General features: G+C 68.5%; 11 protein-coding genes and 3 pseudogenes. 9 read left to right on the forward strand and 5 right to left on the reverse strand.

Going from position 1 to position 14,503, the window contains the following annotated elements; translation table 11 throughout:
• Positions 1–7 precede the first annotated feature (7 nt).
• Positions 8–1,273, forward strand: coding sequence for a M20 family metallopeptidase (locus AB0E63_RS05610; protein WP_360361843.1), 1,266 nt, complete (start codon positions 8–10; stop codon positions 1,271–1,273).
• A gap of 6 nt (positions 1,274–1,279) precedes the next feature.
• On the opposite strand, the gene AB0E63_RS05615 is transcribed toward AB0E63_RS05610, so the two are convergent.
• Positions 1,280–2,191 (reverse strand): cation diffusion facilitator family transporter, encoded by a 912-nt coding sequence (locus tag AB0E63_RS05615; RefSeq protein WP_360361845.1) that lies wholly within the window; start codon positions 2,189–2,191, stop codon positions 1,280–1,282.
• Between the two features lie 402 nt (positions 2,192–2,593).
• On the opposite strand from AB0E63_RS05615, the gene AB0E63_RS05620 reads away from it, so the two are divergent.
• Positions 2,594–2,926: a metalloregulator ArsR/SmtB family transcription factor gene (locus AB0E63_RS05620; protein WP_360361847.1), complete on the forward strand. Its 333-nt coding sequence runs from the start codon at positions 2,594–2,596 to the stop codon at positions 2,924–2,926.
• Between the two features lie 60 nt (positions 2,927–2,986).
• On the opposite strand, the gene AB0E63_RS05625 is transcribed toward AB0E63_RS05620, so the two are convergent.
• Positions 2,987–6,112, reverse strand: coding sequence for an FAD-binding and (Fe-S)-binding domain-containing protein (locus AB0E63_RS05625; RefSeq protein WP_360361850.1), 3,126 nt, complete (start codon positions 6,110–6,112; stop codon positions 2,987–2,989).
• A 281-nt stretch (positions 6,113–6,393) separates the two neighbouring features.
• Here AB0E63_RS05625 and AB0E63_RS05630 point away from each other — a divergent pair.
• Positions 6,394–6,881, forward strand: a pseudogene (locus AB0E63_RS05630) (hypothetical protein).
• Positions 6,878–7,528, forward strand: a complete 651-nt coding sequence (locus AB0E63_RS05635; protein WP_360361853.1) for a GntR family transcriptional regulator — start codon at positions 6,878–6,880, stop codon at positions 7,526–7,528. Before AB0E63_RS05630 ends, AB0E63_RS05635 begins: the two are co-directional and overlap by 4 nt.
• Positions 7,529–7,611: 83 nt before the next feature.
• On the opposite strand, the pseudogene AB0E63_RS05640 reads toward AB0E63_RS05635, so the two are convergent.
• Positions 7,612–7,683, reverse strand: a pseudogene (locus tag AB0E63_RS05640) (hypothetical protein); the annotation flags it as partial.
• Here AB0E63_RS05640 and AB0E63_RS05645 point away from each other — a divergent pair.
• The 4 genes from AB0E63_RS05645 (at position 7,666) to AB0E63_RS05660 (ending at position 11,686) form a co-directional block, all read left to right on the forward strand.
• The gene (locus AB0E63_RS05645) at positions 7,666–7,875 is read left to right on the forward strand and encodes an aldehyde dehydrogenase family protein (RefSeq protein ID WP_360361856.1); all 210 of its coding nucleotides are present in this window, start codon (positions 7,666–7,668) and stop codon (positions 7,873–7,875) included. The pseudogene AB0E63_RS05640 and the gene AB0E63_RS05645 sit on opposite strands and share 18 nt — an antisense overlap.
• A gap of 102 nt (positions 7,876–7,977) precedes the next feature.
• On the forward strand, positions 7,978–9,192 hold the full coding sequence (locus tag AB0E63_RS05650) for an amidohydrolase family protein (RefSeq protein ID WP_360361859.1): 1,215 nt from the start codon (positions 7,978–7,980) through the stop codon (positions 9,190–9,192).
• A 163-nt stretch (positions 9,193–9,355) separates the two neighbouring features.
• Positions 9,356–10,651 carry an amidase family protein gene (locus AB0E63_RS05655; protein WP_360361862.1) on the forward strand — a complete coding sequence of 432 codons (1,296 nt, stop codon included), beginning with the start codon at positions 9,356–9,358 and terminating at the stop codon, positions 10,649–10,651.
• A 24-nt stretch (positions 10,652–10,675) separates the two neighbouring features.
• Positions 10,676–11,686, forward strand: a complete 1,011-nt coding sequence (locus tag AB0E63_RS05660) for a MerR family transcriptional regulator (protein WP_360361865.1) — start codon at positions 10,676–10,678, stop codon at positions 11,684–11,686.
• Here the strand turns inward: AB0E63_RS05660 and AB0E63_RS05665 are convergent, their stop codons facing one another.
• Complete coding sequence (locus AB0E63_RS05665; protein WP_360361867.1) at positions 11,687–12,397, reverse strand: TetR/AcrR family transcriptional regulator; 711 nt, start codon at positions 12,395–12,397, stop codon at positions 11,687–11,689. It abuts the gene before it with no gap.
• Between the two features lie 103 nt (positions 12,398–12,500).
• Between AB0E63_RS05665 and AB0E63_RS05670 the strand changes: the two are divergent.
• Positions 12,501–13,967 (forward strand): annotated as a pseudogene (locus AB0E63_RS05670) (DHA2 family efflux MFS transporter permease subunit).
• Positions 13,968–14,021: 54 nt separating this feature from the next.
• On the opposite strand, the gene erpA reads toward AB0E63_RS05670, so the two are convergent.
• Positions 14,022–14,378, reverse strand: coding sequence for an iron-sulfur cluster insertion protein ErpA (gene erpA / locus AB0E63_RS05675; protein ID WP_360361870.1), 357 nt, complete (start codon positions 14,376–14,378; stop codon positions 14,022–14,024).
• Positions 14,379–14,503 lie beyond the last annotated feature (125 nt).

The raw sequence follows: 14,503 nt of genomic DNA on the forward strand, positions 1-14,503 counted from the left end.
GGGAGGCATGAACGTGACGCCTACCGAGCAGGCTGTACTGGACCGGATCGACGAAGAGCTACTAGTCCGGGTCACCGTGGAGCTACTGCAGGCCCGCGGCCAGAACCCACCCGGCGACGAAGCCGCAACCGTCGCAGTCCTCGCCGCGGCGGGCCGGGCGCTAGGCCTCGACGTAGTCACAACACCAGTCGAGCCGGGCCGTGACAACGTCACCATCACCCTTGCCAGCGACAACGGCGTCGAGCACAACGGGTCCGCAGGCAACAGCGTCGGCGGTGGGTTCGGGGGTGACGGTGTCGAGGGCAACGGTTCTGTTGGTCGCGGGCCTGGGTTGTTGCTGCTTGGGCATACGGATGTCGTGCCGGTTGGTGATGGGTGGACGACGGATCCGTTCGGTGGGGAGGTTCGTGACGGGCGGATCTATGGTCGTGGCGCGTCCGACATGAAGGGCGGCCTCGCGGCGGCGCTGGTCGCTCTCGCCGCGTTGCGCGGGAGCAGGTTGAGCGGCCCAGTCGAGCTGGCTGCCGTGGTGGATGAGGAGGAGACGGGCAAAGGCATCCGTGCGTACGTCGCCGGGACCGAGCGACCCTTCGTCGGGTGCATCACCGCGGAGCCGACCGACTTGCAGACAATCATCGCGGCGCGGGGCGACTCATATCTGCGCGTCGCCATCCATGGGCGTGCGTGTCACGCGGGCAACCCGGCCGACGGAGCGAACGCGATCTATGGCGCCGCCGCGGTGGTCGCGGAGATCGAACGTCTGCACGCGATGCTTGCCGCCGACCCCCATCCACTGCTCGGCCCGGCGACCTGGAGCGTCGGCCAGATCAACGGCGGTACGGGCGGCTCGATCGTCCCGGCCGAATGCGTCATCGTCGCCGATCGCCGACTACTCCCCGGCGAGTCACCGGCCGCCGTACTCGACGATCTCCGCCGGCGAGTCGCGGATCTCAAGCTGGAGGACCGCGGCCTGACCGTCGACCTCGAGATGCCGATGGAGATACCGGCCTTCGAAACCTCAGCCGACGCCGACCTGGTGCGCGTCACCGAGGCGGCCCGGGTCGATGCCGGTGGCCCCGATCTTCCGTTGGGTGGTTGGACCGCGGCTTGCGACGGCGGGTACGTCGTCCGCGATCTCGGCGTACCCGTCGTCGTACTCGGCCCCGGCTCCGTCACCACCCAGGCCCACCGCGCCGACGAATCCGTCGCGATCGCCGAACTCCTCACCGCGGCCCGCGCGTACGCCCTCACCGCCCTCCGCCTCCTCGCCTGAGCGGAGCTAGTGGTTGGCGGGGCTTACGTGGACCGTGGCGCTGTGGAGTTTGGGCAGCGAGTGTGACAGGCGGTGGTGGGCGTCGTGTGCGATCGCGTGGGCGTCGGCGAGGGTTAAGGCCGGGTCGACGAGGACACTCGTCTCGGCCCGGATGCGGTGCCCGGTCCAGCGGAGGCGGAGGTCTTCGATTGCGGTGACGCCCGGCGTACCGCGCAGGGTGGTCTCCGCAGCGGCGAGTAATTCCGGATCGATCGCGTCCATCAGCCGCCGGTAGACGTCGGTCCAAGCACTCTTCAGTACGACGAGGATCGCGACCGTGATCCCCAGCCCGACCAGCGGATCGGCCAGCGGGAAGCCGGCCAGTACGCCGATCGCGCCGAGTACCACCGCGAGTGAAGTGAACCCGTCGGCGCGCGCATGCAGTCCGTCCGCGACCAGGGCGGCTGAACCGATCCGACGGCCGACGCGGATCCGGTACGCCGCGACCAGTTCGTTGCCGGCGAATCCGGCCAAACCGGCAGTGATCAGGGCAGCCAGGTGCCCCGGCGGCTGCGGATCGATCAGCCGCCGGATCGACTCGTACCCGGCGACCATCGCGGACAACGCGATCATCCCGACGATGAAGATCCCGGCGAGGTCCTCGGCCCGCCCGTACCCATAGGTGTAGCGCCGGGTCGCCGGCCGGCGCGCCAGTACGAACGCAGCCCACAGCGGAACCGCGGTCAGCGCATCGGAGAAGTTGTGCACTGTATCGGCGAGCAACGCGACCGAGCCGGTGAGCGCGACGAGCAGAGCCTGCACGATCGCCGTCAGTCCCAGCCCCGCAAGGCTGATTTTGACCGCACGGATCCCCTCGGTACTCCCCTCCAGCGCCGCGTCCACCGACTCCGCCGCATCGTGCCGATGCGGCCGGAACACCCGCACCACCCAACCGACCGGCCCACGCCATCCACCCCAGCCCGCCCGCCCCTCCCCATGCCGGTGCTCGTGTCCAGCGCCGTGCCCGGGTCCAGCCTCGTGCCCCTGCCCAGCGCCACCTCCGGGTCCAACGCGGTCTCCGGATCCTGCGCCGTGCCCGTGTCCGACACCGTCTCCGGGTCCTGCGTCGTCTCGGGGTCCGTGCCCATGCCCGTGTCCGGCACCGTGCCCGTGTCCAGCCTCGTGCCCCTGCCCAGCGTCGTCTCCGGGTCCGTGACCATGCCCGTGTTCGGCAGGGTGACCATGACCCGCCGCGGGCTCACGCCGTACGTTCATGAGCACATGTTATCTGCGCAACCATGCATATACGCAAGTAGGCAGGTTCTAGGTAGGGTGTCGACCATGCACTCGTCGATCGAGGACTTCGAGATGCCGAACGAGGAGCAGGTACATCTCGCCGCCGAATCGTTCCGCCTGCTCGCCGACCCGACGCGGATCCGCGTCCTCTGGGCGCTGCTGCAAGGCGAGTCGTCGGTCGCCTGCCTGGCCGAGCTCACCGGCGCCGCGCCGGCGGCCGTCAGCCAGCACCTGGCCAAACTCCGCCTGGCCGGCCTCGTCCGCGGCCGCCGCGAAGGCACGTTCGTCTACTACTCGGCCGCCGACCATCACGTCCGCAAACTCCTCGACCAGGCGCTCTTCCACGCCGACCATCTCGACCGCGACCTCCCCGGCTGACGAGTTCCTCGCGGGCGCTCAGCCGCTCTTCAACCAGCCCCTCCGAGGCGACTCCGTGATCTACCTCCCGGTGCCGCCGTCCTGTGACGGCAGTGCCGCAGCGAGGAGTTCGGCGAGATGGTTCGAGCGGCGTGAGGTGCCGTGGGTGATCTGGGTGCGGCAACTGAAGCCGTCGGCCAGTACGGCGGTTGCTTCGGGCAACGATCGTACGGCGGGGAGGAGGACGCGCTCACCGATCGCCTTCGAGACCTCGTAGTGATCGCGTTCGAAGCCGAAGTTGCCGGCCAGACCGCAGCAACCCGAGTCAGGCACGGTCGCGTCGATGCCGGCCGCGGACATCAACCGGCGGTCGGCGTCGAAGCCCAGTACGGCGTGCTGGTGGCAATGGGTCTGGACCAACGCCGCTCCCCCGACGTGCGGTGGTTCCCACCCCGACTCGCTGAGGAACTCGGCGAAGGTCCGCGTCGCCCGCGCGGCCCGGTCAACCATCGGATTGTCGGCAATCAGATCAGGTGCGTCGTGCCGGAGGGCTGCCGTACAACTCGGTTCGAGCCCGACGATCGGCGTACCGGCGGCGAGATGCGGCGCGAGCGTCCCAAGCGACCGGTTGAGAACGCGTCGAGCAGTCTTCAACTGCCCGGTCGAGATCCAGGTCAGACCACAACAGACCGGCTTGTCCGGCAGCACCACCTCGAACCCAGCCGCCTCCAACACCGCAACCGCCGCCCGCCCAATCTCAGGCGCCAAGTAGTTGGTGAACGTATCCGGCCACAACACGACCGTCCGCGCACCCGTCGACGCGGACCTGGCGCGGTTGTTGAACCAGTGGGTGAAGCTCTCGGACGCGAAGGCCGGGACCTCCCGCTCGGCCGCGATCCCGCCTAAACGCTTGGTCAGCTGCAGGCGTGCAAATCGATTCGCAACGCCGGGCGCCCGCGACGCCAGCCTGGACCACAGAGGCAACCACCCCATCGACCAGTGGGACATCGGTCGTGCCCACGGGCGGCGGGCGTAATGGTGATGGGTGAACTCGGCCTTGTACGTCGCCATGTCCACGTTGACCGGGCAATCGGACAAACATCCCTTACAGGACAGGCAAAGGTCCAACCCATCGCGTACTTCGGTCGACCGCCAGCCATCCGTGATCACGTCGCCCTGCAGCATTTCCCACAGCAGATGCGCGCGTCCGCGGGTCGAGTGCAGTTCCTCGCGCGTGACCTGATAGCTCGGGCACATCACGCCGCCCGAACTCTGCCGGCACTTCCCGATCCCCACACACCGGCGCTGCGCCTGGGCGAAGTCGTCCGCGTCGTCCGGATACGTGAAGATTGTCAACAATCGACGGTCCTTCGCCGGTCCGTCGTGGCGGATCGCCAGATCGAGCGGTGGCGGGTCGACGATCATCCCGGGGTTCATCACGCGCCCCGGGTCCCAGATCTCCTTCAGTTCCGCGAACAGCCGCACCCCATCAGCGCCGTACATCCGGCTGAGCAGTTCCGACCGCGCCCGCCCGTCACCGTGCTCGCCCGAGACCGAACCGCCCAACTCGACCACGAGATCCGTCGACTGCTCGACAAACTCCCGGTACGTCGCGATCCCGCGCGTACTGAACAGGTCGAAGTCGATCCGCATGTGCATGCAGCCCTCACCGAAATGCCCGTACGACGCACCGGACAACCCGTGCCGGCCGAGCAGCTCGTCGAGTCCGCGGAGGTAGTCCCCCAGGCGCTCGGGCGGTACGGCGGCGTCCTCCCAACCGCCCCACGCCTCGGCTCCGTCCGCCCGCCGAGTCGCCAGCCCAGCGGCATCCGTCCGGCACCGCCACAACACTCCTTGAGCCTTCGCCTCTGTCACCAACGACGCCGACGCAGCCGAGCCCGAGCCGCGCAGTTCGTCCAGCATCAGCTGTGCGGCCCTGGCCGCCAGCACTTCGTCATCGCCGCCCATCTCCACCAGTAGCCACGCCTGGCCCTCCGGCAACCCGGCGTGTACGGCGGCGGCGCGCACCTCGGCCGGGAGGCGCTCGACCAAGTCGCTGTTGATGGACTCCATCGTCAGCGGATGGTGCCGCAACACGATCGGCACACAGTCCGCTGAGCTGATCGAGTCACCGAACCCGAGCACACACAAGACCTTTGCCTTGGGCAACTCGCTCAACCGCATCGTCGCCCGCAGAGTCGCCGCCAGACCGCCTTCGCTCCCGGACAGCAGCGCGGCCACGTTGTACCCGTACTCCGGCAGCAGCCGATGCAGCGCATACCCCGAGATCTGCCGACTGAACTGGCCGAACCTCCGCCTGATCAGCAGTTCGTTGCGATCCACGAACGCCTGCAGCGCCCGATGCAACTCCCCCTCCCGACCGGCCCGAGCAGCGAGCCCCGCCCGATAACTCTCAAGGAAGCCCGCACCGCCACGCGCGCCTCCCACACGGCCACGCCCGCTTCCCCCACCAGCCTGCCCGTTGACCCGACCGCCAGGCCCACCTCCCCCACCGGCCCGCCCGTTGACCCCACCGCCAGGCCCACCGCCCCCACCGGCCCGCCCGCTGACCCCACAGCCACGCCCGCTTCCCCTACTGCCCTGGTCGTTTCCCGCATCGACCGTCATTCGGGTGCCGTCGGCAAGCACCACGTCGAGCGATTGCAGATTGTCGGCAGTCGTCCCCCACGCCACCGAATGCGCCCCACACGCATTGTTGGCAATCATCCCGCCCAGCGTCGCCCGGCTCGCCGACGACGGATCCGCCCCGAACGCCAGCCCGTACGGCCTCGCCGCGGCCAGCAGATCCGTCAACACCACCCCCGGCTCGACGACGGCCGTCCGTGCCACCGGGTCAATCTCCAGAATCCGATTCACGTGCCGCGACGCGTCGATCACCACCCCACCGATCGCATTGCCGGCCATCGACGTACCCCCACCGCGCAACACCACCGGCGCCCCGGCAGCCGCGATCAACGTGACCGCGTTCGCCAGTTCCTCCGCATCGGCCGGTACGACGACCAACTCCGGCACGGCGCGGTAGTTCGAACCGTCGGCCGCATAGAGCGCTCGGGTCCGTCGATCGTCCGCCACGACACCCCGCAGTTCCCGGCGCAGGCCGGTCGCCAACCGCGCGACGTCGTACCCGAGACCGCGGCCTGGCGGCGCAACGACGCTTCCAGCAGCAGGATTGTCTGGGGTTAGCATTGTCAACAATCTACCGATTTGCGCGCTGGTCAGCCAGGAGGCCGCATGGTCACAGTAGGGCTGCTCTGCCCCGGACCCAGCGCGGAGGACGACTACCCCGCACCCGAGGCGCGGCTCGACGGCTCCATCCGGCTGCCGGTCGTGATCACCTCGGTCGGCGGGGACGCGCACCGGGTGGATGCCCTGCTGGACCTCGGCCGGGCCGAGCGGCTCGCCGACGGCGCATCCGAGCTCGCGGCCGCGCAGTCGGACGCGGTGATGTGGGCACGTCGGGCAGTTTCGTGTTCGGACCCGAGGGCGCCCGCAATCAGGCATCCTGTGTCGCTCAGGCGCTCGGCGTACCGGCGTCGTCGACGTCGCTCGCGTTCGTGGATGCGTGCCGCGCGCTCGGGGTACCGCGGGTCGCGGTGGCGGCGTCGTATCCGGACGAGATCGCGCAGCACTTCGTCCGATTCTCACCGGCGGCGGCCTAAAGGTGGTCGCGATGGGCAGCCACGGGATCTTCACCGCGGCGGAAGTCGGCACACTCGCGGCGGACCAGGTGATCGCGATGGTGAAGGCGGCGGACCACCCGGACGCCGAGGCGGTCCTGGTGCCGGACGCCGCCATGCACACGCTGGAGATTGTCGACGATCTCGAGGCGACAATCGGCAAGCCGGTGCTGACCGCGAACCAGGTGACCGTGTGGAAGGGGCTCGATTTGCTCGGCCCGGTACCTTCTCTGCCAAGCTTGGGCAGTCTGTTTTCAGCAAGGGGGACCTACGCGTGACCAGTTACATCGAGCCGTTGGCGCAGGAGTCGACGCCGAGCATCATCGCCGACAAGCTGCGCAGGGCGATCGCCCACGGTGAGCTCAAACCGGGCGCTCAGCTGGCCGAGGCGGAGCTCGCTCGCCAGCTCGGTGTGAGCCGCGGGCCGCTCCGGGAGGGCATGCAACGCCTCACGCAGGAAGGGCTGCTGGTCTCGATCCGCAACCGCGGGCTGTTCGTCATCGACATGACGCTGGGCGAGATCCGAGACATGTACCTTGCCCGCGCGGCGATCGAGCGCGCCGCGGCGAGCAAGATCGTCGCCGACGGCAATCACGAGGCGGCCGGCAAGGAGCTCCTCACGCTGGTCCGCAAGATGAGCGACGCCGAGGGCGACCCGGCGGCCGTCGGCGAGACCGACATCGCCTTCCACGAGCTCCTGGTCCAGCTGGCCGCCAGCCCCCGCCTCAGCCGCATCCACAAAACCCTCATCACCGAGACCCGGATGTGCATCCAGGCCCTCGAAGCCACCTACTCCGGCGCCGAAGCCCGCGTAGCCGAACACCAACACATAGCCGAAGCCATCACCGCCGGCGACCACCTCCTCGCCGACGACCTCCTCGCAGCCCACATGGAAGACGCCACAACCCGCCTCACCTCCCGGTAGCCGGGCATCCCAGGGCGAGTCCGTCCTTGGAGATGAACTGTGAAGTTGCGCGTTGAGGTCGTCTGAGGGCAGACCTGCTGCGGTCAGCTGAGGGCGATGCCGATGTATTTGGTTTCGAGGAACTCGTCGATGCCCGTGTGGCCGCCTTCTCGGCCGAGGCCGGATTGTTTGGTGCCGCCGAAGGGGCGGCGGGGTTGGAGACGACGCCCTGGTTGAGGCCAGACACTGAGTACGGCCTGGTCGCGTACGTCTTTACCAACGACCTCCGCCGCGCCCTCCGCGTCGCCGAGTCCATCGACAACGGCATGGTCTGTTGGCGGCCGCGATCACCTCCTCCTCGGTGGTGAAGGAGGTGAGGGGCGACGGGGCCGAAGATCTGTCTGCTGGGCGGTCGGGACGAGTACGGTCGTCGGCCGCGGTTAGGACCCCGGGGTTGCGAGGATGCCGGGATGACTCGTCGACTGCTGCTGCATTCAGGTTCTGTTTTTGATGTCGTGTCCGGAGGGGTGAGTGCGGCGGACGTCGTACTCGTGGACGATCGGATTGTTGACATTGGGACAGGTCTGGACGGGGATGAGGCGGTCGACTGTTCTAGTGGGTTGCTGCTGCCGGGGTTGATCGACTGTCACACGCATGTGTGTACTGCGGAGACGCGGCGCGATCCGTTCGGGTTGCCGCGGTCGGTGCGGCCGTTGTCCGCCGTACCCGTGTTGCGCACGTTGCTGAGTCTTGGGGTGACGACCGTGCGCGACGCGTGGGGCGCGGATGCCGGCGTACGGATGGCGGTGGAGAAGGGCTGGATCGACGGGCCTGAGGTGCTGATCAGCCTGCGACAGGTGTGTACGACGGGAGGCATCGGGGACCTGTGGGCACCGCGAACCGGGCCGGTCGATTTCTTCGAGGATCCGTCGCTGCCGGATCCGGTGTTCAACGGTGCGGATGGGGCGCGAGCCGTCGTACGGCGGATGGTTCGCGCCGGGGCGGATTGGATCAAGGTGGCGGCGACCGGGTCGATGGCGATCGGGACCGGTGTCCATGATCTGCAGCTGACAATCGACGAGATGGAAGCGCTGGTGGACGAGGCTCGGCGGCAGGGTGGTCGTCGGTTGATGGTGCATGCGCACGGGGCGCGGGCGGTCGAGCTCGCGGCGCGGGCCGGGGTGGGGAGTATCGAGCACGGGACCTATCTCGACGAAGCCGCGGTTGGGGCGATGGTGGAGGCCGGGACCTGGCTCGTGCCGACGCTGTCTGTTAGTCAGTCGGATCCGGAGAGTGTGCCGGCGGGAGCGGCCGAGGCGCATCGGGAGTCGGTGCGGCTCGCGAACGACGCGGGGGTGCGGATTGCGATGGGTACGGACAATCCGGTTCGACCGCACACCGAGGTGCTGTGGGAGCTCAGGCATCTGGCCGCGGCTGGGCTGGGTGATGCCGGGGCGTTGCGCGCGGCAACGATCGATGCTGCTCGGTTGCTCGGTCTGGCAGACGACCGTGGCGAGGTCAGCGTGGGCAAGCGCGCCGACCTGGTACTCCTCGACGGCACCGACCTGGACTGCACATCCCTGGAGCAACGCATCCGCCAGGTCTTCCACAACGGCAGCCCCGTAGCCGCCCAGCCGGCTGACGCCGACCAGGCGGTCACGGTGGACGCCGAGCAAGCGCGGTGACGGGCGCCGGGCGGGCGGTGACGGTGGGCGGCGCCGGGTCGGCGGGGCGCGGTTGGCTCCGGGTACGCGGGTCGGCGGTTGACTCTGACACTGTGTGAGGGGGTAGACCGGCGGCATGATGAGAACGGCTACGGAGGTTGCGGGGCGGATTCGGGGTGGCGCGGTGACGTCGCGGGAGGTGACGGAGGAGCTGCTCGAGCGGATCGGCACCGACGTCGGGGCAGAGCCCGGCAACCGCGTGAACGCGGTGGTGGAGACGCGCGGGGAGTTTGCGTTGCGGGCTGCTGATGCGGCTGATGCTGCGGTTGCGGAGGGGCGGGAGGTTGGGCCGCTGCATGGGGTACCGATGACGGTCAAGGAGTGTTTCAACGTCGCTGGGATGCGTACGACGTGGGGTGTTCCGGCGTTTGCGGAGTACGTCGCGGAGCGGGACGCGACTGTGGTCGAACGGCTCGGCCAGGCGGGCGCGATCATTGTCGGCAAAAGTAATGTCCACACGATGCTGGCGGATTTCGGGCAGACCGCGAACGAGATCTACGGCCGGACGAACAATCCCGCGGACCTCACCCGCACGCCGGGTGGATCGAGCGGAGGTGGCGCGGCCGCGCTGGCCGCGGGGTTGAGCTACCTGGAGTACGGCTCGGATCTCGTCGGGTCCATCCGGCTGCCGGCGGCGTACTGCGGTGTCTACGGGCTGAAACCGACCGCTGGACTGGTCCCGCTCGACGGGTTCCAGGTGCCGGGACCGCCTGCGGTACCGAACGAGTTCCCGAACTTGTCGACAATCGGACCACTCGCGCGATCGGCCGCCGACCTGCGTACGGCGTTGCGGCTCACCGGCGGGCCGGAGGCCCCGTACTCCTGGAAGCTTCGGCCGGCCCGGCGCGAACGGCTCGCCGACTTCCGGGTAGGCGTCGTCACCGACCATCCGGCTGCACCGGTGTCGAGCGAGGTCGGCGACGTACTGTCCGACACGATCGATCGCCTCGGCCGGAGCGGCGCCAAGATCGTCGAAGGCTGGCCGGAGGGAGTCGAGCCGGCAGAACAGGCCGAGGCGTTCGGATTCCAGGTCGGGCTGTTCTTCACGCTGCACGGCGGCGCGCCGGCGTCCGCGAGTCTCGTCGAGGTGATCGAGCAGGAGCGTCGGCGGGTGGCTGCGCGGATGCGGTGGCAGCAGTACTTCGACGATGTCGACGTGTTCCTGTGCCCGACCAGCTTCACCACCGCGTTCCCCCACGACGACCGGCCGTTCGAGGAGCGGACGATCACGACGTCGTACGGCGAGCAGCGGTACGACGCTCAGGTGTTCTGGATCGCCCACGCATCACTGACCGGCCACCCCGCGCTCAGCATGCCGATCGGACGGACGCCGAGCGGGCTGCCCGTCGGCGGTCAGGTGATCGGTCCGTGGCACGAGGACGACACCGCCATCACGTTCGCGGAGCTCCTGGCTGGTTGACTTCATCTCGGAAGGGAGTGCGGATTGTTCGCAATCGGGGAATTCGCGAGGCATGGGCGAGTGTCGGTGCGGATGTTGCGGCACTACGACGCGATCGGGCTGCTGCGCCCGGCGTACGTCGATCCGGCGACCGGCTACCGCAGCTACACCGCGGGGCAACTGGCCGACCTCAACCGGATCGTCGCGCTGAAGGATCTCGGGTTCTCGCTCGAGCAGGTGCGGACGATGATCGTGGACGACATCAGTCCGGCCGAGCTGCGTGCATTGTTGACAATCCGACGTGCGGAATTGGAATCGACCGTTGCCGAGAGCTATGCCCGGCTCGCGCAGGTCGAGTCACGGCTGCGCGGCATCGAAGGTGACTTCCCCGCCGCCGACGTGGTGGTCAAGGAACTCCCTGCGGTTCGGCTGGTCGGGCTGACCACCACGGCCGCTAGTTTCACGCCGGAGGACATCACCCCGGTCGTTCGTCCGCTCTGTGCCGAGCTCGGCCGCCGCCTCCCCGACGCCGCGGTCCGCCCGACCGGGCGCCTGACCTGTCTGTACGAGCGCGCCCCACAGACAAGCGCAGATGAGGACGAAGTCGTCGTACGCGCGACCGTCCCGGCAGCTGTCGATGCCGAAGGCAACCCGAGTCAGACCGGCGACAATCCGAATGAGGCAGCCGGCAACACGGGTGGGGCTAACGGCAACACGGGTCGGGCTGACGGCAACACGGGTCGGGCTGACGGCAACACGGGTCGGGCTGACGGCAACCTGGCTAAGGCCGACAGCCGCGTGGATGTGGCCGACGGCAACGTGAATCCGGCCGGCGGCGGGCTCAATGGGCTTGAGGTGATCGATTTGCCGGCGGTACGGGCGGCGACGTTGGTGTATCGCGGACCGATCGATCAAGTGCTGCCCGCGTGGCAAGCACTAGCCCGCTGGATCGACGACAACGGTTATCGATCCAGCGAGCCGGCGCGTGAGCTCTACCTCGACTGCCCCGACGACCCGGCCGACTGGGTGACCGAACTACAGGAACCGATCGAGTAGTCAGGGCTTGGCTGCGAGTGAGGCGAGGCCGGCGGTGATGACGGCGATGCCGAACTCGAAGCGCTCGTCACCACTGGCGCCCGAGGTCAGGGCGGGGGCCAGGGCGGCCGTGATCGGGAAGCGATCGGCGGGGAGGGAGCCGAAGAAGGCACGCAGTTCGGAGACGAAACCCTCGACGTCCTCCTCGGTCCAGGCCCACGCACCTTGAACGCTTTCCTCGAAAGCAATCGCAGTCACGTACAGCGGGATCAGGTCGACCGCCCAGGCAGCCGCCTGGTCGGGAAGATTGCCGGCCTTGAGGATCCCGAGCATCCGCTCGGTACTGAGCAGAGCCCGCTCCCCCAGCGGCACCTGACCGATCGCGGCCCGAGCGACGCCCGGATTCGCCCGCATCACCCGGAGCATCTCGCGCATGGCGTCCTTGAGCTGCTCCTGCCAGCGATCAGGGTCAGCCTTCTCCGGGAGCTTCATCTGCTCGGCGGCCCGCTCGACCAGCAGCTGGTCGAGCTCCCGCTTGTTCGCGACGTGCGCGTAGAGGGAGGCCGGCCCGGTGCCGAGCTCCTGGGCGACCTTGCGCATCGAGACCGCCTCGTACCCGTCCTTGACGATCAGCCGCATCGCCGCGTCGACGATCCGCTCGCGAGTGAGCGGCTCCTTCGGCGTACGCACGGGTTTCGCGGGGCTGATCGGCTGCCAGGGCGACTGGGTCATAGCACCACTGTAGCGAACACCGTACTTGACAGGAACGCTGTTCGTGCGTAGAACAGTGTTCGTTAACGAACACCGTTCGCCCTCGTCGATTCAGGAGCCACCGATGAGCACCTCCACCACCACTCCACCGGAACCCCAGACCACCCCACACGCCGGGCCGCGCACCGCCACCAGTACGCCGTACCGGTGGCGCTGGATCGTGCTGGCGACCGTGCTGATCGCCGAGATCATGGACCTTGTCGACGCGACGATCGTCAACATCGCGGCACCCTCGATCCGGGCCGAGCTGGGCGGATCGGAGTCGGCGATGCAGTGGATGCTGGCCGGCTACACGCTCGCGTTCGCGATCGGCCTGATCAGCTTCGGCCGCCTCGGCGACCTCGTCGGACGCCGGCGGATGTTCCTGATCGGCGCGATCGGGTTCACCGTCGCCTCGGCGATCTGCGGATTGTCGACAAGCCCGGAGTTGCTGATCGGCAGCCGGGTCGCGCAGGGTCTGCTCGGCGCGGTGATGATCCCGCAGGGCTTCGCGATCCTGAAGGCGGTCTTCCCGGCGGACGAGATCGGCAAGGCGTTCGCACTGTTCGGCCCGGTGATGGGCCTGTCGGCGGTGGCCGGCCCGATCCTCGCCGGCGTATTGATCGATGCGAACTGATTCGACGCCGGCTGGCGGATGATCTTCTTCATCAACGTGCCGATCGGCATCGCGGCCCTGGTCGGCGCGCTCCGGTTCATGCCCGAGCTGAAGACCCCCGGCGCCTCGAGGCTGGACGCCGCCGGCGTGATCCTGGTCAGCCTCGCGTCCGGTCTGTTGATCTACCCGCTCGTCCAGGGCCGCGAGCTCGGCTGGCCGGCCTGGACGATCGTGATGATGGTCGCGTCGGTGCCGACGTTCGTACTGTTCGGCTGGCGTGAGCGGCGCTCCGGCAACCCGGTGATCGACCCGTCCCTGTTCCGCAGCCGCGGGTACGTCGCCGGCCTCGCCGTGATCACCACCTTCTTCCTGGCGATGTCCGGCTTCATGCTGGTCTTCAACCTGTTCACCCAGCTGGGTCTGCACTACAGCCCGCTGAAGGCCGGCCTCGCGATGGTGCCGTTCTCACTCGGGATCGCGATCGGCGCGCCACTGTCCGGCGGGCTGCTCGCTCCGAAGCTCGGGCGGAAGGCACTGCAGCTCGGCATCGCGGTGATGACGCTGGCGATGGGCGGTGTCTGGTTCACCCTGCACACGTACGGCGACGCGACGACGATCTGGAACCTGGTCCCGGCGACCCTGGCCACGGGGATCGGTGCCGGCCTGGTGTTCGCGCCACTGTTCGACATCATCCTCGCGTCGATCGACGACCAGGCCGCGGGCTCGGCGTCCGGCGTACTGACCGCGATGCAGCAGTTCGGCGGAGCGATCGGGGTCGCGGTGATCGGCACGATCTTCTTCCAGCTGCTGCCGGGGCACGCCTTCCTCGGCGCCACCAAGACGACCGTCCTGGTCGCGATCGCGATGTTCGTCGTCAGCCTCGCCGTCACCTGGCTGCTGCCGAAGCGGGCCCGCGAAGGCGCCCAGGCACACTGATCCGGGCATGACGAAGCCCCCGGCACCACCTGGTGCCGGGGGCTTCGGGACAGCTCAGTTGAACGAGTCGCCGCAGGCGCAGGAGCCGGTGGCGTTCGGGTTGTCGATCGTGAAGCCCTGCTTCTCGATCGTGTCGACGAAGTCGATCGAGGCGCCCTTCAGGTACGGCGCGCTCATCCGGTCCGTCACGACGTTCACGCCGTCGAAGTCGGCCACCACGTCGCCGTCGAGCTGACGCTCGTCGAAGAACAGCTGGTACCGCAGTCCGGAGCAACCACCCGGCTGCACGGCGACCCGCAGCGCGAGGTCGTCGCGGCCTTCCTGGTCGAGCAGCGCCTTCACCTTCGCTGCGGCCCCGTCGGTGAGGATCACACCCGTGGCGACGGTCTGCTCGGTCTGCGCTTCAGTCATTCCTGACTCCAGTCATCTCTCAAGTGCCTACTCGCACCGCAGGTGGGCACGGAAAATCCGCTGACATCACGAGCCAACAGCTCCGCACTCGTGATCATTCCCATGGTCGCACACCAATTTCCAGG

The sequence above is a fragment of the Kribbella sp. NPDC026596 genome (genome assembly GCF_040638415.1).
GTDB lineage: Bacteria > Actinomycetota > Actinomycetes > Propionibacteriales > Kribbellaceae > Kribbella.

Bases quoted from the DNA above. Each gene is read 5' to 3' on its own strand.
- AB0E63_RS05610 (WP_360361843.1), top strand. From the start codon at position 8: ATGAACGTGACGCCTACCGAGCAGGCTGTACTGGACCGGATCGACGAA.
- erpA (WP_360361870.1), bottom strand. From the start codon at position 14,378: ATGACTGAAGCGCAGACCGAGCAGACCGTCGCCACGGGTGTGATCCTC.
- AB0E63_RS05625 (WP_360361850.1), bottom strand. From the start codon at position 6,112: ATGCTAACCCCAGACAATCCTGCTGCTGGAAGCGTCGTTGCGCCGCCA.
- AB0E63_RS05620 (WP_360361847.1), top strand. From the start codon at position 2,594: ATGCACTCGTCGATCGAGGACTTCGAGATGCCGAACGAGGAGCAGGTA.
- AB0E63_RS05665 (WP_360361867.1), bottom strand. From the start codon at position 12,397: ATGACCCAGTCGCCCTGGCAGCCGATCAGCCCCGCGAAACCCGTGCGT.
- AB0E63_RS05650 (WP_360361859.1), top strand. From the start codon at position 7,978: ATGACTCGTCGACTGCTGCTGCATTCAGGTTCTGTTTTTGATGTCGTG.